At 38.1% G+C, this 21,958-nt stretch carries 18 protein-coding genes and 1 pseudogene; 10 read left to right on the forward strand and 9 right to left on the reverse strand.

Annotated elements, in window-relative coordinates; translation table 11 throughout:
* Positions 1-21: 21 nt before the first annotated feature.
* The 7 genes and pseudogenes from N7277_RS11275 to N7277_RS11305 all read right to left on the reverse strand — a co-directional run.
* Complete coding sequence (locus N7277_RS11275; RefSeq protein WP_069798645.1) at positions 22-471, reverse strand: heme-binding domain-containing protein; 450 nt, start codon at positions 469-471, stop codon at positions 22-24.
* 1 nt (position 472) lies between these two features.
* Positions 473-1,135, reverse strand: coding sequence for a DUF3347 domain-containing protein (locus N7277_RS11280; protein WP_274779632.1), 663 nt, complete (start codon positions 1,133-1,135; stop codon positions 473-475).
* A gap of 39 nt (positions 1,136-1,174) precedes the next feature.
* The gene (locus tag N7277_RS11285; RefSeq protein WP_274779633.1) at positions 1,175-1,696 is read right to left on the reverse strand and encodes a DUF305 domain-containing protein; all 522 of its coding nucleotides are present in this window, start codon (positions 1,694-1,696) and stop codon (positions 1,175-1,177) included.
* 19 nt (positions 1,697-1,715) lie between these two features.
* A complete protein-coding gene (locus tag N7277_RS11290; protein ID WP_274779634.1) occupies positions 1,716-2,594 on the reverse strand; it encodes a DUF3347 domain-containing protein in 879 nt (292 codons plus the stop codon).
* 93 nt (positions 2,595-2,687) lie between these two features.
* Positions 2,688-3,068, reverse strand: coding sequence for a hypothetical protein (locus tag N7277_RS11295; RefSeq protein ID WP_274779635.1), 381 nt, complete (start codon positions 3,066-3,068; stop codon positions 2,688-2,690).
* A 198-nt stretch (positions 3,069-3,266) separates the two neighbouring features.
* The gene (locus N7277_RS11300) at positions 3,267-3,497 is read right to left on the reverse strand and encodes a heavy-metal-associated domain-containing protein (protein ID WP_274779636.1); all 231 of its coding nucleotides are present in this window, start codon (positions 3,495-3,497) and stop codon (positions 3,267-3,269) included.
* A gap of 21 nt (positions 3,498-3,518) precedes the next feature.
* Positions 3,519-4,442: pseudogene (locus N7277_RS11305) on the reverse strand (HAD-IC family P-type ATPase); the annotation flags it as partial.
* Between the two features lie 1,553 nt (positions 4,443-5,995).
* Here N7277_RS11305 and N7277_RS11310 point away from each other — a divergent pair.
* From N7277_RS11310 to N7277_RS11355, 10 genes are all read left to right on the forward strand, one after another.
* The gene (locus N7277_RS11310; protein WP_274779637.1) at positions 5,996-7,195 is read left to right on the forward strand and encodes an IS4 family transposase; all 1,200 of its coding nucleotides are present in this window, start codon (positions 5,996-5,998) and stop codon (positions 7,193-7,195) included.
* Between the two features lie 739 nt (positions 7,196-7,934).
* A complete protein-coding gene (locus N7277_RS11315) occupies positions 7,935-8,318 on the forward strand; it encodes a hypothetical protein (RefSeq protein WP_069797733.1) in 384 nt (127 codons plus the stop codon).
* A gap of 26 nt (positions 8,319-8,344) precedes the next feature.
* Positions 8,345-8,968, forward strand: a complete 624-nt coding sequence (locus tag N7277_RS11320) for a DUF3347 domain-containing protein (protein ID WP_274779638.1) — start codon at positions 8,345-8,347, stop codon at positions 8,966-8,968.
* Positions 8,969-8,982: 14 nt separating this feature from the next.
* Complete coding sequence (locus tag N7277_RS11325; RefSeq protein ID WP_213188633.1) at positions 8,983-10,266, forward strand: efflux RND transporter permease subunit; 1,284 nt, start codon at positions 8,983-8,985, stop codon at positions 10,264-10,266.
* Between the two features lie 2 nt (positions 10,267-10,268).
* Positions 10,269-12,227 carry an efflux RND transporter permease subunit gene (locus tag N7277_RS11330; protein WP_274779639.1) on the forward strand — a complete coding sequence of 653 codons (1,959 nt, stop codon included), beginning with the start codon at positions 10,269-10,271 and terminating at the stop codon, positions 12,225-12,227.
* An 18-nt stretch (positions 12,228-12,245) separates the two neighbouring features.
* Positions 12,246-13,493 carry a TolC family protein gene (locus N7277_RS11335; protein WP_274779640.1) on the forward strand — a complete coding sequence of 416 codons (1,248 nt, stop codon included), beginning with the start codon at positions 12,246-12,248 and terminating at the stop codon, positions 13,491-13,493.
* The gene (locus N7277_RS11340; protein WP_274779641.1) at positions 13,490-14,740 is read left to right on the forward strand and encodes an efflux RND transporter periplasmic adaptor subunit; all 1,251 of its coding nucleotides are present in this window, start codon (positions 13,490-13,492) and stop codon (positions 14,738-14,740) included. The genes N7277_RS11335 and N7277_RS11340 overlap by 4 nt, the downstream gene beginning before the upstream one ends.
* Positions 14,741-14,751: 11 nt before the next feature.
* Positions 14,752-15,957: an efflux RND transporter periplasmic adaptor subunit gene (locus N7277_RS11345; protein ID WP_274779642.1), complete on the forward strand. Its 1,206-nt coding sequence runs from the start codon at positions 14,752-14,754 to the stop codon at positions 15,955-15,957.
* A gap of 16 nt (positions 15,958-15,973) precedes the next feature.
* The gene (locus tag N7277_RS11350; RefSeq protein ID WP_274779643.1) at positions 15,974-16,420 is read left to right on the forward strand and encodes a heme-binding domain-containing protein; all 447 of its coding nucleotides are present in this window, start codon (positions 15,974-15,976) and stop codon (positions 16,418-16,420) included.
* A gap of 10 nt (positions 16,421-16,430) precedes the next feature.
* Entirely contained in the window at positions 16,431-18,563 is a 2,133-nt protein-coding gene (locus N7277_RS11355; RefSeq protein ID WP_274779644.1) for a heavy metal translocating P-type ATPase, read from the forward strand.
* Positions 18,564-19,252: 689 nt separating this feature from the next.
* Here the strand turns inward: N7277_RS11355 and N7277_RS11360 are convergent.
* Both N7277_RS11360 and N7277_RS11365 read right to left on the reverse strand, forming a co-directional pair.
* Entirely contained in the window at positions 19,253-20,446 is a 1,194-nt protein-coding gene (locus N7277_RS11360; RefSeq protein ID WP_274779645.1) for a site-specific integrase, read from the reverse strand.
* A gap of 217 nt (positions 20,447-20,663) precedes the next feature.
* Positions 20,664-21,895 (reverse strand): IS3 family transposase gene (locus N7277_RS11365; protein ID WP_274779646.1). Its coding sequence is split into 2 segments (ribosomal slippage): positions 20,664-21,547 and positions 21,547-21,895, totalling 1,233 coding nucleotides; the frame shifts between segments, so codons are not numbered across the junction.
* Positions 21,896-21,958: the final 63 nt, after the last annotated feature.

The following is a 21,958-nucleotide window of genomic DNA, read 5'->3' on the forward strand; positions in this document are numbered from 1 at the left end:
TGATATTTTTTTTCTTGAAACTTACTCCTGCTCTTTTAACCAATTGGTTAATACTTTGATTTGCTCATCATTCAGTTTTGTATTTTTATGCATCATTGTATATGATGATAAGGGCATTTGTTTAGTTTCGATTTGTTCTTTAATTGAGTTTAATAATCTTTCCTGCTTCCTATTTGAGTATGTATCCCATTCGTTGAAATTCAAATCCTCTTTTGCGTTTTTGATGTGATTTTCTACTAATGCTCTCATAGGTTGCACATAGTCGTACCAAACATAATTAGTATTGTTACTATGACAATCGTAGCAAGAGGTTTGAAACATCGCTTTTACTTGAACAGGCATTTTATAGGCTTGGGTAAAATCGGTTGTGTAAACCTGCCCTTTATCTACATTAAGGGCAGGCTGATAAAATTGTATTCCAATAAAAATAAACAGAACTATTGCCAATATTATCTTTAATACTTTCTTCATTTTAGAACTCTTTTTTTACAGAGCCACAGGTAAGCATCTTACCACCATAGTATGGGTTTTTGATAGCTTTAGCTTCGCTAATCCAAACAGCACCTTTACCATCGTTATACATTGGACAATGGTCTTGATATAATTTTTGTGTAGTTCCAAATAATACTATAAGATCGGAAACATCTTTACTTAATGATGCTAAATGTTCTCTTTGATGGTCTATTTTGCCTGCATTATCGCCAATGTGTTCTGCATTTTCCTTAGCATTTTCGAAAATATCCATAAACTCCTTATGCTTGTTTGCAGCTATGGTTTTCATATCCACCTTGCTTAAAGTAGCAAAAAGTTGTTTTCCTGCATTAGAAGCTGCTTTGTCATTATCTGCAACGAGTGCATTTTTTAAAACCAGATAATCTTTTATAATTGGTTCAATAGAGAAGTTTTGCGCCTGCTCTTTTACAGCGGATTTTTCCACCTTTTGAGATAGTGTATCTCTTGAAGTAACGGTAGCTGTTGTATCATTTTGTGTTGCTGCTGACAAATCTTGGGTTTCAGTTATGGCTGTGCTATCATTAGTTTGCTGGTTGTTATTTTTATTTGAAGATTGATTGCAGGAAATTGTTACAACTGCAATTGCTACTAATGTAATGATTGAGAAAATTATATTTTTCATTTTATTTATTTCTAATATTATTAAAGGAATTTATCTTATTTATTTGTTTTCAAATTCTTTCAGCTTACGCTTCATAAGTTCGATTTCTTTTGCCTGTGTTTCGAGTATGTTTTTTTGCAACTCTATCAGCTCGGGGTCGGTTAGCTTTGCTTTTTCAGACATCAGCACTGCTGCTGCGTGATGCGGTATCATACCTTTTACAAACTCCTTATCTCCCACAAATAATTGCTCCCGAATACCGAACCAAGAAAAGATGCCAATCGCAAGGGAAACTGTTATGATTGCCCAATTGATTTTTTTGTTTTGATACATTCCTTTCATTATCCATATTTCAATGATCAACATTGCCGAAACCATTAGTAGGGTCATATATAAATTATTGATGTTGGGGATAAGGTTCTGCAAACCGTCAATCATAGCATACATAATAAAATACATAGCTACAAACATTGCAACAGCCATTAGAGCAAAACGTTTGTACATTGCTAAAGAATGATTGGGATTATTTTCTTCACTCTTTTGGGTATGTTGCATTCCGTGTTGGTTTTTCATACTTTCCATAACAATTGTTTTTTATTTGTTATTTAATAGTTTCCTGCACACTACCGCAGGTAAGCATTTTAGAACCGTAATATGGGTTTTTAACCACTTCTTCCTTACTTAACCAGTTTGCACCTTTCCCATTATTGTACATAGGGCAATGCAGATAATAAACAGGTGCTTCTTGTTTTGATACCTTAGTTAATTCATACATATTCTTAGAAAGCAAAACGAAAGTTTCTCTTTGTTTGGCAACATCTTTGGAAGTAGCAATCTTTTCAGCATTTGCCGTTAAGTCTTTCATTACTTTCATCCAAACAGTATGTTCTTCAGTAGAAAGTTTTGTCATTTCTACTGCTTTAATAGCTTTTACCAATTCAGCGGCTTTTGCAGATGAGATACCTGCATCAGTTTTTACTAATGCATCTTTAACCGAAAAGTAGTTATCGAAAACGGCTTTTAATTGCGGTACATTTTGCGTTTCAGTGGTGTTTTTTTGAGCCATATCGCTTTGGTTATGGTTGGCGTGTTCATTTTTCATATCCATACCTGCATCTTTGGTTTTTGCAACTGGTTTTAGTTCCCTTTTATACTGGCAACAGTCGGATAATTTTGCATATACATCATCCGGAGCCAAAAATTTCTCACTGTCATAACCTGCCAAAGCAATACGTTTCAGTATTTCATCCTGATTTGTTTTTTTACCATCATAGTTGAGTGTAGCCATCTTGATATCTTTATTCCAATTTACCGTGGCTACATTTTTTAAATTGCCTGCTTTTTCGATGGTTTTTTTACACATTTCGCAGTTGCCATATATTTTTACGGTTTCTGTTTTTTCATTTTTGATTTGTGCGAAACTGTTTACTGATGATAGTAATACGGCGATTACCATCACTATTTTTGATAATGATTTCATTTTGAAAATTTTTAATTTAATAAGATATACAAAGATTGTGCGAAAACTTAATAGCTTTCGACAAGACATAACTATGGGTGTTAAGCCATCGTTTTAGCTTATTTTAGGCGGTTGCCAAATAGAATAGTAGCCTGAAGAACAATAGCCTTGTTTGAAACCAAATTTTTGCTTTTTAGTTTCGGCAAAAGGGGTTGTTACTTTTAAATCAGTTGGTATCGGTATGCTTAGAGAAGATGAAGAAGTGCTACATCCACAAGAACTGTGCTTGCAATTGCCATCGCAGTCGTGACCATCCTTGCATTTTTTACAGGACTTGTCCTTGCAACTGCTTTTATGTTCTGATCTTTCGGATTGCTCTTTTGAGCAGGAAGCCTGCTCGGTCTTTGCTACTTTTTTTGCACAAGCATAGCTTATGCTTGGCATTAGGAAAAAGCCCAAACATAGTAAAATGACAAAGCTGATATGTTTACTCAAATTTTTCAACCCTACAAAATTAAGAAATTATTTCTTTTAATTGCTATAATTTGCACTTTCATAAATCTTCAATCTAAAATATACACTGCACTGTATAAGTTTTTTAGCGATTTCCGTTCCCTTGAAAGGAATACCTATTTAATTACCACCTTCAAATATTCAAATGAAAATAATTAAAAAGGCATCCCAAATAGAAAGTTATTTTATAGTCAGATGCTCTATTTTAAAACCTGCTATTTGTATCGTTTCGATAACTTGTTCCTCTGTAATTCCTGTTGATTTTACGGTCAGTACTTTGTCTTTATTTGTTGTGTCCACATCCCAATGACAAATGCCATCAGCATTATCTAAATGCGGTTTTACAGATGCTACACATCCACCACAGTTAACATTTGTTTTGAATCGTAAGTCATGATTATTCTTTTCCATTTTGTTTATTGAATAATTCATTTAAAGTTTAAAGCTGCGTAATCGCAATGCATTTACGATTACCGATACAGAACTCATAGACATTGCTAAAGCTGCAATCATTGGTGATAATAAAATTCCGAAAAATGGATATAAAATACCTGCTGCAATTGGAACACCAAGCACATTATAGAAAAAGGCAAAGAATAAGTTTTGCTTGATGTTTTTCATAACAGCATGGCTCAAATTTTTTGCTTTAACGATACCTAATAAATCGCCTTTTACTAAAGATATTTTGTCACTTTCTATGGCTACGTCGGTTCCAGTTCCCATAGCTATTCCGATATTGGCTTGTGCTAATGCCGGAGCATCATTTATACCATCACCAGCCATAGCTACAATTTTCCCTTCTGCTTGTAAACGTTTAATTTCGTTGAGTTTGTCTTCGGGTAAGCATCCTGCTTTATAGGAAGACAAACCTAATTCATCCGCTACTGCTTTGGCTGTATTAACATTATCGCCAGTAAGCATAATTACTTCTACACCTTGGAGCATTAGTTCTTTTATCGCTGCTGCACTTGAAGTTTTTATCGCATCGGTAATTGAAACAAAACCAACTGTAGCACCATCAACAGCAATGTAAGAAACCGTTTTACCAAGTTTTTGTTCTGCAATAATTTTGTTTTCTAAATCGTCAGAAATAGTTGCATTAACCTGTTTCATTAGTTTTTTATTGCCTAATGCTACTTTTCTATTGGTAACCGTTCCCGTAACTCCTTTTCCTGTAACATTTTCAAAATCTTTGACTTCAATTAATGAAATAGATTTTGTTTTGGCATAATTGACTACTGCTTGTGCCAATGGATGTTCACTGTATTGGTTTAAGGAAGCTATATTTTGCAATAAATCATCCTCGTTATTAGTTGATGCGTAAATTTTTTCTACCGAAGGTTTCCCCTCTGTTAGCATTGTTTTAGCTTCTTCTTCATCTCTTCCTTTGAAACCTCTTCTTTGAACCAATTGGTAGAAAACTCTTCCTAAAATCTGAGGATTTTCGTAAAATACATTTTTATAATCTGGATTGGAAGCAAAAGTTCTAAAAACATAATAACTCTCATCTTTATCCTTTCCAAACAAATGAAAGTCTGGCTTGCCGTCACCATCAAAGTCAAATCGTATCCAATTCAAGAATTTTTCAGATTGTGGGTATTCTCTTTTCTTTCCCTTTATGTATGTTTTCCAATTATTAAAGTCCTCAATAGATAAAGGACACATATTTTTTTCAATTAGGAATTGTAAAATTCCAAACTTCCTATACTTTTCTGCTTGATAATTTCTCCTTTTACCTCTACTCTCTGTTCTTTTTTGAACTTTCGGGTATTCATTACCTTTTTCAGAGGCTACTCCTTTTTCAAAAATAATCACTCCAAAACCCTCTATCTGATTACCTTCTAAGTCTGTATTTCTAATTGCCCATCCAGTACTATTACTACCTAAATCGATTCCTAATATTTTACCCATAACTAATTAGTTTTTAGAGATTGTATAAAAATAAAAAATAAAAAAAAACTCTACAATACGGATTTCCGTAATCGTAATTAAAAAAATTGTATTTATATTTGCAATAAGCAATTCACAATAAGGCTAAAAGCCGAAGAAAATCTTTAATCCTGCGTACTCCGTGGGATTTTTTTATATGAAATTGTTTTGTGATTTTTTAGAATAGTGAATGTCAAAGAATATAACTTGTCTTTTTACGTCTAAATGTTTCCAAATCTTATTGAAATAATCAAATGATCTAAAAATTCACAAGCAAAAACATTGAAATTTTAAGTATTTTGACACTCATCTAGCAAAAATCACATCATTAAATTTTAATATGTCGTTTAATCATTTCTAAATATTGTAATGATACCTACATTTTCATTTTATAGATGCATAATCATACTTTTGCAATAAAAAACGCTTTAATCTAGGTCAAAACAGTTCCAAAAATTCTCCACTCCATATTATTTTTTAATTGAAGAATATTCCCTTTGTCTTTGTAAAAGAATATCGACATCTATTTTTATTTTTTTAATTATTAAATTTTTATTGGTTTTGTTTGACAAACAGAGCATTTATTGTTCATTCTCCCTTCCCTTCAAAACTCTCCAACTCTTTATTTAACTCTTCTAATAATTGTTTTTCACTTGTTAGGTAGAGTTCGTATTGGCTAGAAACTATTGGTTTTTTGGGTAGGATTAATTTAACCACATCATCATTTTATTAGCGCAAGGAAATTAAACCAAGGGCATAACATTGACAGATTTGGCTATATTCAAGAAAATTAAGAAGAGGCGGTTGGGAATATTTCCATATTAGTTTTATGATTATTAGTTCATTACAAATATAATAAAAGGAATGAAATAAAATTATGGGAAACTGTAATTTTTTCAATAGCGTCCTAAATAAAAAAATAAGAAGGAATTAAAGTAACTCAAAGTATCTTTGAGGTTGCACAACAAAAAAACCTTCTTATGGATTCAAAATTAACATTATTTTCCCAAATCATTTCAAAAATAGACCAAGGAATTTTCAAAAAAATAGTAATTGAGAAGAAAACCGATTACCGAAATAAAGGATTTGATAGTTGTAACCACTTAGTTTCTATGCTTTTCTGTCATTTTACCAAAAGCACTTCGGTTCGGGACATTTCCAACGGACTTCGCAGTGCCACAGGAAACCTGAATCATTTAGGGATAAAAACAGCACCTTCCAAATCTTCTATTAGCTACCAGAATGGAAAACGAGATGCAGATTTGTTTAAAGACGTGTATTTCAAACTATTAGAACAATTAGGACAGCACACGAAAGAAAGACGGATAAAACTCAAAATAAAAGTTCCTGTCTATTTATTAGATTCTACCCTTATTTCTCTATGCCTGTCTTTGTTCGATTGGGCAATATATCGAACTAAAAAAGGAGCCGTGAAAATGCATACCTTACTTGAATATGAAGGGAAACTTCCTGTTTATGTGAATATTACCAAAGGAAGTGTTGCTGATAACAAGGGAGCGGAAAACATTCCTTTGGAAAAGGGAGCAGTCATTGTTGCAGACCGATTCTATAACGATTCTCCAATGCTCTCTATTTGGGACAGCAAAGGTGTTTTCTTCGTAATAAGACATAAAGAAAATCTGAAATTTGAAAATTTACAGGAACGAGAACTTCCACCAAAAGGAGCTCAAAGCATCCTAAAAGACGAAGAAATAGTACTCTCAAATTCTTTATCCAAAGAAAAATATCCAAAAAAATTAAGAAGAGTGGCTATTTGGGACAATGAAAACAAGCAAACCATTGAAATGATTTCCAATAATTTCTCTTGGGCTGCTTCTACCATAGCAGAATTATACAAGCAAAGATGGCAAATTGAGATCTTTTTTAGAGATATCAAGCAGTTGCTTCACATCAAAACCTTCATTGGAACTTCTGAAAATGCAGTGAAAATCCAAATCTGGACGGCACTTATCACTATTCTCATTTTGAAATACCTGAAATCCATCGCTAAATATAATTGGCAATTATCAAATCTGGTAGCTTTTATCCGATTGAATATTTTTGTTAAAATTAATCTTCAATTTTGGCTCGACAAACCATTTGAGCAACCGCCTGAAACCCCAAAAACTATTATCAAGGGGTTCTTTTTTGAAATTAAATGTAAGCTAAATGTAAAATAGGTATTTAGGCTGTTTCTATTTTTAATAATTTTTATTTAGGACAGTATTGAAACTTCAAAAATATTTCCTACATTTGTACTGTTTTACTTTATAATGCACGGTAATTTAAAAATACTATTCCTTTCCTTTACACTCGCGTTATTTCTGGCGCCGGGGATATCTTTAGCTTGCAGCAAAAAGGAGAAGCAGCTTTTTAAAAACCGGGCACATACGGAAACTTTCATCAAACAGTCATTCGCGACGATCCACCCATCTTGCGACAGTGGCGATTGCAAAGACAAATGCTGTCACACCAAATCACACAATTGTCAAACTGAAGGATGCTCAGGAAACTGCAGCGGAAACCTTTGCAGTTCTGCTCAATACACCCTTTTAGTCTACAGTAATTTCTTAGAGGATTCCAATACTGAAGCCTCCGGCTACTATAGCAAAAATTCCAATTTCTATTATCAGAATCCTCATTACTCCTGTGAATTCCATACCGCTTGGAAACCGCCCAAAATAGGGTAATACTTCTTTCTTACAGCCCGAGTTATGTCCGGTCGTGAAGAGTTTTTTAACACTTTATCCCTGATGACTTATCAGCGCTGTATATTCCTTTGAACTTCAACTTTTCCTTTAAAAGTAAATCTTTCACAAAAGATTTTCCTTTTGGAGCGAGGACGCTTTTGAAGATCTGAATGTTCGTAAGCAGTTTCTTAACAAGGAAACTTAAAATTAACCTGTAATCTAAAATTTAATGAAAAATATTCTTTTGGGAATACTGGCTTTTGCATCGGTATTTCTCGTTTCCTGCAACAATTCAAAAGCTGAAAACACCCAAATCTCGGTCGCAAAGTTCACCACCGGCGACATTGTTCCGCACGATCAGGTATGTATGGTAAATAACGCCTATATGGGTAAAAAACAACTCGAAGTACAGCACGAAGGTAAAACGTATTACGGCTGCTGCGAAAACTGCAAACTGAGAATCCCGCAGGAAGAAAATGCACGAATGGCATACGATCCGATTTCTCATCAACTCATCGATAAAGCAACCGCAATTATTGCAATCTCTGATAAAAATGATAATGTCGTGTACTTCGAAAATAAAGCAAACTACGAAGCCTTTTTTAATAAATAATAAATAACCTTTAAACTTATAAAATAATGAAAATACTAGTATTCAGCCTTTTGGCAATCGGAACATTGGCACTCTCTTCTTGTAAAGAAAACAAAGAACAGAAAAGCACTACTGAAACATCCATGCAGCATGATATGAGCATGATGTCTGACAGTTCATCGATGGGCGATATGCCTATGGATGGAAAGGTAACCGTGATTGACGCAAAAAAAACTTCCGCAAATCTTACAGAACTCTATTCCCATTACACCCATCTTACATTTGCACTCTCAGGTGATGATGATAAAGAAGCAGTCAATGCTGCTAAGGGGATGTTAGAGGCGCTAACTAAAATAGACAAAAACGGATTTTCCGCTGAACAGAAAAAAGAATATGCAGAACTGGAATCAAGCATTAAGGAACACGCACAGCATATTGCGGATAATGCCGGAAACATTGATCATCAGCGCGAACATCTGGATTTAATGAGTGAAGATTTTTACGACCTGCTGAAAGACTTCGGAACATCAAAAACGGTGTACAAAATATTCTGCCCGATGTATAATGACAACAAAGGGGCCTTCTGGCTCAGCGATTCACGCGAGATCAAGAACCCTTATTACGGCAAAAAAATGGCTTCATGTGGTGAGGTTCAGGAAGAAATTAAGTAAATAGATTCTAAATCATGATTCAAAATTTAATCAAACTCTCCCTCCGCAACAGGTATTTCGTTTTGCTGATTGCAATCGGCCTTTTTATCTGGGGTATTTTTGCGGTAAGGGACAATCCCATCGATGCCATTCCGGATCTGAGTGAGAACCAGGTCATCGTTTTTACCGAGTGGATGGGCAGAAGTCCCCAGATTATTGAAGATCAGGTGACTTTTCCTCTGGTCAGCAACCTTCAGGGAATTCCAAAAATTAAGAACATCCGCGCCTCTTCCATGTTTGGGATGAGCTTCGTATATGTTATTTTCGAAGATAATGTGGATATTTATTGGGCCAGAACCCGCGTAATGGAACGGCTCAATTATGCGCAGCGTTTACTCCCACAAGATGTCACCCCTACGCTCGGACCGGATGGCACCGGTGTTGGTCACGTTTTCTGGTACCATTTTGATGCACCCAAAATGGATTTGGGAGACCAGCGCGCACTCCAGGACTGGTACGTGAAATTTGCCTTGCAGACGGTTCCCGGTGTCGCGGAAGTGGCATCCTTTGGCGGCTTCGAAAAACAGTACCAGCTTATCGTAGATCCTGTAAAATTGCAGTATTACAACGTCTCCCTCATGGAGGTGATGAATAAGGTAAAGGCTAACAACAACGATGTAGGGGGACGGAAATTTGAGATGGCCGATATGGCCTACGTCATCCGTGGACTTGGTTACATTAAGAATGTAGCCGATATCGAAGAAATCGCGGTGGGAAATTACAACGGTATTCCCGTGCGGGTGAAAGATATTGGCTCGGTACAAATGGGTGGAGATCTTCGGCTGGGTATTTTTGATGCGGACGGTGAAGGTGAAGTCGTGGGTGGTATCGTGGTGGCACGGTATGGCGAAAATGCGGATAAGGTCATCAACGATGTGAAAGAGAAAATGAAGGACGTTGAAAAAGGACTCCCTGAAGGCGTCACCTTCAAGACATCGTACGACCGCAGTACGCTGATTGAAGGGGCAATAGACAATATTAAAACCAAGCTGATTGAAGAAATTATCGTGGTGGCAATCATTGTTATTCTGTTCCTATTCCACTGGCGAAGTGCATTGAGCATCATCATTCAGATTCCAGTCACCATTGCCATCAGTTTTATTCTGCTCAATGCGTTTGGACTTTCCTCCAATATCATGTCCCTTACAGGAATTGCGCTGGCAATTGGGGTGATTGTAGATAACGGAATTATCATGTCTGAAAATGCCTATAAAAATCTCTCCGATTGGCAGAACCATCAACAAAATAAAAACCCATAACAATGAAGACCAACTGGTTTAAAAATATATTCAGAAAAAAAGACAAAGAGAAAGACAGTTACGTTAAAATTCCCGAAGACATTCGGTTGAAGATTATCGAAAAATCATCCTTACAGGTATCCAGAGGCGTATTTTTTTCTACGGTAATCATCGTGGTTTCTTTTCTCCCGGTATTTATGTTGACCGGTCAGGAAGGTAAACTTTTTCATCCGCTGGCATACACTAAAACATTCATCCTGATTGTTGATGCAATCCTGGTGCTTACCCTTGCCCCGGTGCTCATCTCCTTTTTCATGAAGGGAAAATTTAAGGACGATAATAAAAACCCAATAAACAGAGGCTTGGAACGGATTTACGAACCGCTGATAAGATGGTGCATGAAATGGAAAAAAACCACGCTGGGAATTAATATTTTGGCACTGCTCATCAGTATTCCAATGATAATGAACCTTGGACGTGAGTTTATGCCGCCTTTGGATGAAGGATCCCTGCTCTTTATGCCGGTTACCCTTCCCGATATTTCAAACTCTGAAGCCAAAAGATTACTGCAGGTACAGGATAAAATCATTAAGGGAATTCCGGAAGTGGATCATGTCCTCGGAAAAGCCGGAAGAGCCAACACGGCGACAGATAATTCACCCATCTCCATGATTGAAACCATTATTTTGTTGAAACCGCAAAGCGAATGGCGCGAGGGCAAAACAAAAGATGATCTCATCAATGAGCTGAATGCCAAACTGCAGATTCCAGGCGTAACCAATGGCTGGACCATGCCGATTTCCAACCGAATCAATATGCTTTCAACCGGGATCAGAACGGATGTGGGCGTAAAAGTATACGGACAGAACCTGGACAGTATTGCCGTCCTTTCAGAAAAGATTAAAAAGGAACTCACAGGAATTGAAGGGATCAAGGACATGTATGTCGAACCGATTACCGGCGGAAAATATGTGGACATTCAAGTGAAACGCGAAGAAGTAGGAAGATACGGGCTAAGCGTGGATGATGTAAATGCAGTCGTAGAAAGTGCCCTTGGCGGAATGAAACTAACCACCACCGTCGAAGGCCGACAGCGATTCTCGGTAAACGCCAGGTACGGCCAGGATTTCAGAAATAATCTGGAGTCACTGAGAAGACTGCCTATGCAGACCATGGAATTTGGTTCCATCCCACTGAGTGCAGTGGCGGACATCCGCCTTACAGAAGGTCCACCAATGATTAATTCTGAAAATGCCATGTTACGCGGAACTGTTCTGTTCAACGTCCGTGATCGGGATTTAGGCAGTACCGTAGCAGAAGCACAGAAAAAACTCAACAGCATGGTCACCAAAATGCCTAAAGGCTATTTCGTGGAATGGAGCGGCCAGTATGAAAACCTGATTCGGGGTGAGCAGACCTTAAAAATGATTATGCCACTGGTATTGGTCGTGATTTTCCTCTCCATGTATTTTGCATTCAATTCTTACCGCGAAGCTTTTTTTAATCTCATCAGTATTCCTTTTGCATTAATCGGGGGCGTTTTTATGATTTCGATTTGGGGGGTGAACCTTTCCGTAGCAGTAGCAGTAGGATTTATTGCCCTATTCGGACTTGCGGTGGAAACCGGAATCGTGATGGTCATCTACCTGAACGACGCCATGGTTCAGCTTATTGCAAAAAATGGCAACTCAAGGGAGACCATCACCAATGAAGAACTTCGTGAATATGTCATTCATGGTGCAGCCAAAAGATTAAGACCAAAGATTATGACGGTTTGCGTGACCCTCTTCGGGCTTGTACCCATCCTGTGGAGCCACGGCGTGGGAAGTGATATGATGAAACCAATCGTATTGCCGATGGTTGGTGGTGTTTTCACTTCGGCCATTCATATCCTTTTGGTAACACCAATTATCTTTTATATGCAGAAGGAATGGGAACTGAACAAACTAGGGAAAATTGACGTCCTCGACGCTGCCCATTAATCCTTAAATGATTACAAAATGAAAAAATTAATAATAACAGCAGTACTGGCCTTCCTTTACACTACCATTGATGCTCAGCAAATGTCCCTGCCCGCAGTAATGGACAGTATCGCAGCCAACCATCCGGTGGTTAAAATGTACAATGCCGAAATCCGGTCAATGGATGCTGCCGCAAAAGGAGCAAGAAGCTGGATGCCTCCAACCGTAGGAGCAGGTTTCTTCATGACGCCCTATAATGCAAAACTCTGGCAGCGCGACGGCGATATGCTCGGCATGGGCTCAGTAGCAGTTTCGGTAGAACAGATGTTGCCCAACAGAAAGAAACTCAACGCCAACGAAAATCTGATGAAGGCAATGTCTGCTGTAGAAAAGGAAAAACTTTATGCCGCCCTCAATGAAAACTTTCAGGATGCAAAAAAACTGTATTACAGTTCCATTGTCCTGGATAAAAAGCTGAAGGTCGTTAAGGAAAACGAAAAGATGCTGGATTTCATGATCAGAAACGCCGAGATCCGGTACAAAAACGGACTTTCCAAAATATCCGCCTATTACAAAGCCAAAGCCGCCCTCGGAAGCTCCAAAAACATGCAGCTCATGTACGAGAATGACCTCCGCGTCAACCGGATCCGGTTGAATGCCCTCATGGGAAGAGACCCGCTCGCGCCACTGGAGATTGAACCGGAATACAACCTGAATGATTATTCTCTCGAGACTTTTGGTCAGGATCTATTTTATCAGAACAGAAGTGATCTCCGCGGCATCGACCGGGAAATCAATATTGCCAAACTCAAACAGGATCTGGAAAAGCAGAATCTAAAGCCGGAATTTGGCGTAAAGTTCGAAAACATGTTTGGTTTTGGCGGCCAGCCCATGCAGTTTTCTCTGATGCTGATGGCAAAACTGCCTTTCGTATCCTGGGCTTCAGGCATGAATAAAGCCAATATTGAAAGCCTGAAACTGAAAGAAGAAGCCTTGCAGGCACAGAAAGAAATGATGGTGAACGAATACAGCGGAATGGCCTACGGAATGCGCAATGAACTGGATCTGAATAAAAATCAGCTGAAACTCTATGAAGACACCATTATTCCGGCCTTAAAAAACAACTACAAATCCATGCAGTTGGGCTATGAGCAGAATACGGAAGAACTCTTCATGTTATATGACGCATGGGAACAGCTGAATATGGCCCAACTGGAATATTTCGAGATCCTTACCAAAGCACTGCAGACGCAAACTGAAATTGACCGCTTAATTGAAAGAAGATGAGAAAAATTATAATATTCACTATGCTTTTATTTGGTTTGACGGCGTGTGACAAAGTTAAGTTCTGGGAAGATAAGCACTCGGCAGAAGCTGCAATGCATACTTATACCTGTCCGATGCACCCGGAAGTGATTTCAGACAAACCCGGCAAATGTCCCAAATGTGGGATGGATTTGGTCCTGAAAGATGCCCCTGAAAAAAAGGAAGAGGGGATTAAACTCGACGATCTGTTGAAACCAACCAATGAATTTGTAGTGTCGGAACAGCCCGTAATAAAAGTAAAAAGAGAAAACATACCCACCACGGTTGATGCTTTAGGGACGGTAGAATACGATACTCGACAGATTGGTAGTATTTCCTCACGCGTTGCGGGCCGTATCGAGAAACTCTATGTGCGGTATAAATATCAGAAAGTGTCCAAAGGCCAGCGTATTTTAGATATTTACAGCCCGGAACTTTTAACAGCACAGCAAAACCTGCTCTTCGTTATTAAAAATGACCGCTCAAACAAAACGATGATTGATGCCTCACGCCAGAAACTCCTTCTTTTGGGAATGCCGGCTTCACAGATTGAGAAAGTCATCCAGCGAGGGAAACCTGATCTCACAGTTCCGGTTTTCAGCAATTACAGCGGACACATTCAGCAGGCAGGATCGGCAGGAAGCATGGGGTCATCACCACAATCTGCACCCGCAATGGCTTCAAATAACGCGGTCACCGCAGAACTACCGCTGAAGGAAGGAATGTATCTTCAAAAAGGACAGAATATTTTCAGTGTCTACAATCCCAACAGAACCTGGGCTCTGATCAATATTTTCTCTGAAGACATCGCACTGGTCAGCAAAGGACAGTCAGTCATGATCATCCCAGAAGCCAATCCGGATAACCGCTTCAAAGGAACCATCGGTTTTATTGAACCCTTTTTCAGGCAGGGCAGCAAAACCGTAACGGCGCGCGTCTATTTTGATAATTCCACCGCAAAAATTCCTGTCGGAAGTCAGGTTAAAGCGGAGATTATGAGCCACAACAGAATGGCAGACTGGCTGCCGAAATCAGCGGTGGTTTCTTTAGGGATTGATAAAATCGCGTTCAAAAAAGTAGAAGGCGGTTTTATTGCCCACAAGGTTGTTACCGGCGCGGTGGTAGGCGATAAAATTCAGATCGTCAGTGGTTTGCTTCCTGAAGATGGAGTTGCCGAAAATGCACAGTACCTGATGGACAGCGAAAGTTTCATAAAAATTAACAGATAAAAATTGATAAGATGAAATTTAATATTTTAATGCTGGCCTTGCTGGTTTTTCTTTACTCCTGTAAAAAGGAGGAAGATCCGCATGCCGGCCACGATACCTACTACACCTGTTCCATGCACCCGCAGGTAGTCTCCGATAAACCCGGAAAATGCCCCATTTGTCACATGGATTTGGTGCCTGTGGAGAAGAAAAAGAATGCGGATCCTAACGAAATTGTTTTGAATGACGAGCAGGTTAAACTTGGGAATATCAAAACAGTCGCGCTATCTGATGGGTCTATGGCCGACAAACTTACCCTGACTGGAACACTCAATTTTAATCAGTACCAAATGCAGGCAGTAAGTTCCAGAGTAATGGGCAGAGTTGAACGGTTGTATTATAAAAACATTGGCGATTTTGTTCCGAAGGGGGCGCCGTTGGTCGATATTTACAGTGAAGAACTCAATAATGCAAAGCAGGAATATTTGCTGGCATTAGAAAGACGCAAACTGTTTGTCGGCAATACTTCCATTGATTTTGATCAGTTGCTCCAAAGTTCCCGCAACAAGCTTTATTTATGGGGAATGTCCGAAAGCCAGATCAAACAGTTGGAAAGATCAGGAAAAGCCACGCCAACCACTACCGTGTTCAGCAATGCAGCCGGGTACATCACCGATCTGAGCATTGCCGAAGGCGATTATCTTGCGGAAGGCGGCACCATCGTGAATCTGGCAGACCTTTCATCGCTGTGGGCGGAGGCGCAGGTTTATTCCTCTCAAATGGCTCTCCTTCAGAAAGACAGCAAGGTCACCGTATATATTCCCGATCTGGATAATTTGAAGATTAATGGGAAGGTTGATTTTACAAACCCTGAAATAAGCGCCTCCAGCAGGATAAATCTGGTTCGCATTTCCGTGCCCAACAAAGGAAACATGCTGAAACCCGGCATGCCGGTATATGTTCTTGTGGAAAACAAATCACGTGATGGACTTTCAATGCCTGTAGATGCGGTGATCAGGGATGGGAAATCCTCCACCGTCTGGGTGAAAACAGCGAAGAACACTTTCGTAAACAGAATGGTGGAAACAGGTCTGGAATATGAAGACAGAATAGAAATCACATCCGGAATTAAGGCGGGGGACGAAGTAGTGGTTTCCGGGGCCTATCTGCTGAACAGTGAATACATATTCAAGAAAGGGGTTGATCCCATGGCGGGTCACGATATGAGCACAATGTAATATGAGAAAATTGAATATGATAGGTTGGCTGGCGGTGCTAGTGGTGGCTATTGTTTTAGTCATTCAGGTCATACCGGTGGAGCGTAATGTCTCCACCGTTCAGCCAGGTCAAAGTTTTGAAAAAACCGAAAAGGTGCCCGCCAACGTGGCTGCAATCCTTAAAGTTTCCTGCTATGACTGTCATTCAAATAATACCCGTTATCCCTGGTATTCGGTATTACAGCCGGGCGCGTGGTTCATGATCCGGCATATTAAAAAAGGCAAAGAAGAACTCAATTTTGATGAGTTCAATAACTATTCAAAAAGACGTAAAAAAGCAAAAATAAAAAGCATCATCAGCCAGATTGAGAAAGACGAAATGCCTTTAAAATCTTATCTACTGTTGCACAGTGATTCCAAATTAACAGCAGAGGAAAGAAAGATGCTGTTAGATTTTTTTACTTCAAGAACAAACCCACAATAAACCGAAAATCATGAAAAAATTCACCTGTCCCATGCACCCCCAGATATTGAAGGACGAACCTGGGAAATGTCCACTTTGCGGAATGAACTTAATTCCCTTGGGTGGAACCGCCCGACCTGAAAAAGACGAACACAGCCATCATCATCAGAATCATGATCATCACTCAGAATCTGATAGTTCAGCGGCGGGATTTGACAAACATGCAGGTCATCATACTCCGGATTTTCTAAAAAGATTCTGGATTACACTGGTACTTTCTGTCCCGGTGCTGCTGCTTTCCCACATGATTCAGCAGTGGCTTGGTTTCACCATAGCTTTTCAAGGTGATAAATACGTGCTGTTGGTTTTGGGAAGTATTATTTATTTCTACGGTGGAATGCCTTTTTTCAAAGGGTTTTTGGGCGAAGTGAAAGCCGGAGCTATTGGGATGATGACGCTCGTTGCTTTGGCGATTACCGTAGCTTATGTCTATTCCGTTGCCGTCGTATTCGGGCTGCCGGGCATGGATTTCTTTTGGGAGCTCGCCACCCTAATTGTCATCATGCTTCTGGGTCATTGGCTCGAAATGCGTTCACAGATGGCAGCTTCAAAAGCGTTGCAATCATTAGTGGCTTTACTTCCCAATGAGGTAACAGTAGAACAGAACGGAAGTCCCGTCAAAATAAAACTGGAACAGCTGAAAAACGGAGATACCGTAATCATAAGACCGGGCGAAAAAGTCGCCGCAGACGGTCTGATTGTCGAGGGCACTTCTTACTTAAATGAAAGTATGTTGACCGGAGAAAGTGTTCCTGTAAGAAAAGAGTCCGGTGGAAAGGTTATCGCAGGGTCTATCAATGGAGACGGGGCTTTAAAGATAAAAGCAACAGGGGTTGGAAAGGATTCGTACCTCAATAAGGTCATTAATTTGGTTCAGGATGCGCAGGCAGCAAAGTCGAACACTCAGAATCTGGCGGATAAAGTAGCCAAATGGCTTACTATAGTAGCAATTGTGGTGGGAGTAGGAACTTTCGCTTACTGGTACATCACCATGGGAGATTTGGCTTTTGCTCTGGAACGGATGGTAACGGTAATGGTAACGGCCTGCCCTCATGCTTTAGGAGTGGCAATCCCTCTGGTGGTGGCCATTTCCACTACACTTTCAGCGACAAATGGTTTACTCATCAGAAACCGCACGGCTTTTGAAACCACCAGAAAATTATCGACCATTATTTTCGATAAAACCGGCACCCTTACGAAAGGTTCCCACACTGTGCAGAAAATCATTCCTCTAACGGAACACTATTCGGAAAACGATTTACTCCAGTATGCAGCAGCAGTGCAGCAGAACTCCGAACATCACATTGCAAAAGGAATCATGCAGACCCTTTCCGAGAAAAAACTGGAGCTATGGAAGTCAGGCAATTTCCGCTACATGCAGGGAATTGGAGTGACAGGAATCGTAAACGGTAAATCGGTTGTCGCGGCTGGTCCTAATTATTTTGTTCAAAACAATAAACAGGTACCTGCCATTCCGGAAGAAATCAACCAGGATGCAGAAACAGTGAACTTTATTTTGATTGATGACGTGCCCGTGGGTATTGTTTCTTTAGCAGATACCATTCGCGAAGGCGCAAAAGAAGCTATTGACCAACTTCGAAGCACGAACATTAAATCATTCCTGCTTACAGGTGATAACGAAAAGGTAGCAGTGGCGGTGTCAAAGCAGTTAGGAATGGACGGATATTTGGCAAATGTACTTCCGCACCACAAACAGGAAAAAGTAAAAGAATTTCAGGATAAAGGGGAAATCGTTGCGATGACAGGTGACGGCGTAAATGATGCACCGGCTTTGGCAGCAGCAGATGTAGGCATTGCAGTTGGCAGCGGAACTGATGTTGCTGCCGAAACCGCAGATATTATTCTGGTCAACAGTGACCCTCGAGACGTGGTGAGAATGATAGATTTTGGAAAGAAAACCTACAGCAAGATGATCCAGAATCTCGTATGGGCAGTGGGCTACAACGTCGTGGCTATTCCACTTGCTGCGGGTGTTCTGTATCCTACATTTGTCTTGAGTCCCGCCATGGGCGCAGTGCTGATGAGTGTAAGCACCATCGTGGTCGCACTTAATGCAAGTCTCCTTAAAATAGATCAGAAGTAACGTCCAAATCTAACAAAAGTCACACTTCTATTTATACATTAAAGGCGCAGCGATGCGTCTTTTTACATTTTGTACTTAAACCTCCCCGCTCTGCCGTAGCAAATAACATAATGCCTTCCTAGCAACATGCAAAGCCTTTATGGGCTACACCTTCCAATCGCTCATTAGGTCAAAATAAATCCAGAAACCAAAAGTGATCTCTAAATCTCCCTACATACTCGCTCTTCAAAGTCTCTTATGTCTGAGTATATTAATAAACTCAACACGGTATCCAAAATATAGTTTATATAAAATATTTCAGATATCCTAAAATTTATATCCGTTAAAATTCTAATTTACTGTTTTTGGGAATAGAAGGTAGCTTTTTATTTCTATTGTCAAGTTGGATTTATTTAATTCTACAACTCGCAGAACTATAATTAAAAAAATCAATTTCTAAATACTTAAAAAAGCAATATCTATCATAATTAATGTAATTAGAGTCTTAATCATAATATCTAATAATTTCTATAACTAATTATTAATATTGGAACTTTTTTTAAACTTATCATTATAGATAGAAATAGGTTTTTTAAGTTAAACTGTATCATTAACCAATACTATATAAAATAAGCATATCCATTACAATTACTAAAAAATAATATCTATCTTATTCATAAAATTCCTTCTTTCTGATTAAGTATTTTTTTTTAATTATTCATATCTTCACTTACTTTTTTATCCAATATTTTAGCATAATGTTGAGTAGTTTTAATGCTTTTATGACCAAGCATTTTACTTACGCTCTCCATTGAGACATTATTAGATAAAGTAACAGTAGTAGCAAATGTGTGTCTTGCACAATGAAAAGTAAGTTTTTTATTGATATTACAATTATCAGCTATTGTTTTTAAATATTCATTTACTTTTTGGTTTGAATAGACTGGAAGCAATTTTCCAGAATTGGAAACTAATGGATGATTTTCATACTTTTTAATAATTTCTTCTGCTATTGGTAACAAGGGAATATTTGAATTTATTCCTGTTTTTTGACGATTTGTTATTATCCAAAGGTTTCCATCAACACCTATAGTAATTTGTTCTTTTGTAAGGTTAAAAATATCTATGTAAGCTAATCCTGTGTAACAACTGAAAATAAAAATATCTCTAACTATATTTAACCCACTACCAATAAAATCTTTATTTTTAATTGTTTTTATTTCTTCCTCCGTAAGAAAATTAACATTTACTTCATGGAATCTACCTTTGTAAAAAATTACCAAATCTTTTTCAATCCAATTATTCTGATAACACAATTTTAATATTTTACTTAAATTTTTGGTGTGTTTTACTGCTGAATTATTATTGATATTGGGTTTGGTTCGCAAGAAAAAATCAAAATCGTTTAGAAATGATGGTTCCAGTTTCTGAATATCAATGTCGGATTTTTTATGAAACTTCCACAAAAATTCTTTCAAATGAGCCAAACAAGTTTTAAAATTCTTAAGTGTAGCTGGTGCGTATTCCTTACCTAAAAGTTTTTCTATTTTGGAGTTGTGTTCTTCAAAAATTGGAATGAGGTATCTTTCAGTAGTATTTGCACCTGTTAATAGGTTTTTAATATCTATTGCATCAAAACTTTCCCTTGATAGCGCTAATTTGTTTTCCAAAACTAGAACATTAGATTTCAAGATGTCTAAATACTTATTTATAGCTCTCGCTTCTTCAGAATTACCTTTTAAACGATTTTGAGCGGAACTCCATTTGGAAATCTCTACATCTTTTCCAGTAGAAAATTCTGCGCGTTTTCCATTCACGGTAATTCGTAAATATATAGGAACGCGGAAATTAGATTTTGTTTTGGATTTTTTCGCATAGAATAATACCGAAACTTTTGCATTCATACTGGTGACTTTAAAGGTTAAAATAAATTTAAAGTGCCCTTTTTCACAAGATGTTCAAAAATAAAAAAAGCTTATTCATGGGCTTTTCCAGAGAATTCGGTTACCTATATGCTAAAAAATTTAGAGGTAACCGAATAGGTCACCTCACGAATTGAGAAAAATTGATATTATTTGATATCTAATTGACTAATCCTAAAATAGGTTTACAAGTTTTACATTAAAATACCAATCCGGAAGATATTAATTTTCCGGATTTTTTGTGGATTGTTTCCGGGGTTTTCATCTTCAGACTAAGATGTGGTCTTTTGTTGTTGTAAATATAAATACTTTCTTTAATCATTTGTTTTAAATCCTGAATATTTTTGCATTTATAAATTAAAAATTCCTGCTTCAATATTCCGTTTATTCTTTCTGCCAAAGCATTTTGATAACAATCATAGCCATCTGTCATTGAAGGTTTTATTTTGTTTTTAACAAGTACTTTCTGATACACTTCTGAGCAATATTGCAATCCCCTGTCTGAGTGATGAATAAGCGGAAGATGTGTTGTTCTGTTTTTAACGGCCATTTTCAGAGCTTTGACTACATTTTCAGCATTCATATTTTCACTTAATTCGTAACCCATTATTTTTCTGCTGTAAGCATCCGTAACCAAAGATAAATAACAGACATTCGTTTTGGTTTTTATATAAGTGATATCGCTTACAAATACCTGTTCTTTTCTTTTCAGGCAAGTCGTTTTCAAAAGGTTGGGGTGTTTTCTGAGCCAGTGTTTGGAGAAAGTTGTTCTTGTATATCTTTTCTTAGGATAAATAAGCAGGTTTTCTCTTCGTAAATAATTGAACAGCGCATCTCTGCCTATTTTTATCTTTTCAAGCTTGAACTTATTTTTAAGCAAATAATAAAGTTTTCTTGTTCCTATTCTGGGCTGTTCTAAACGAATCTCCTCAACAAATCGTTTAACTTTCTCCAATTCTTTTTCCCGAACACATACTCTTTGGCGCTGCTGGTAAATGGCTTGTCTGCTTATCCCAAACAATCTGCAGATTTTGGATAAACTCAATCCTTTTTCTTGGAGTTGTCTGACTGTTTGGGCGTAAACTTTTTTCGAATCTGTGTGCCGTATTGCTTGTCCGAGATATCAATCATCATATTGAGAACTTTGGTTTTTAGTTTCTCATCAGCTAATTCTTTCTCTAATCTTTTAATCTTTTCGGCGGGTGTTTCTTTGGATTGTAACATGGTATTAATGGTGGGTTTGCTCCAATCTAAATTACCATATTTTCTGAGCCAAACCAAAACGGTGCTTCTACCTTGGATACCGTAATGTTGCTGTGCCTGTTTGTAAGTGAATTCGCCCTTTTCTACACGACTCACAATACCTAATTTAAAAGCCATTGTGTAATCTTGTTGTGTACGCTTTTCTACTGTCTTCTCTCGATTTTCCATAATAAGTCTATTGGGTGTAAACTTATTTTAGGACGGGTCATTTTTACAAAAAAAGCCAACTTA

Origin of the sequence: Cloacibacterium sp. TD35 (genome assembly GCF_028864635.1) — a bacterium.
Classification (GTDB): Bacteria; Bacteroidota; Bacteroidia; order Flavobacteriales; family Weeksellaceae; genus Cloacibacterium.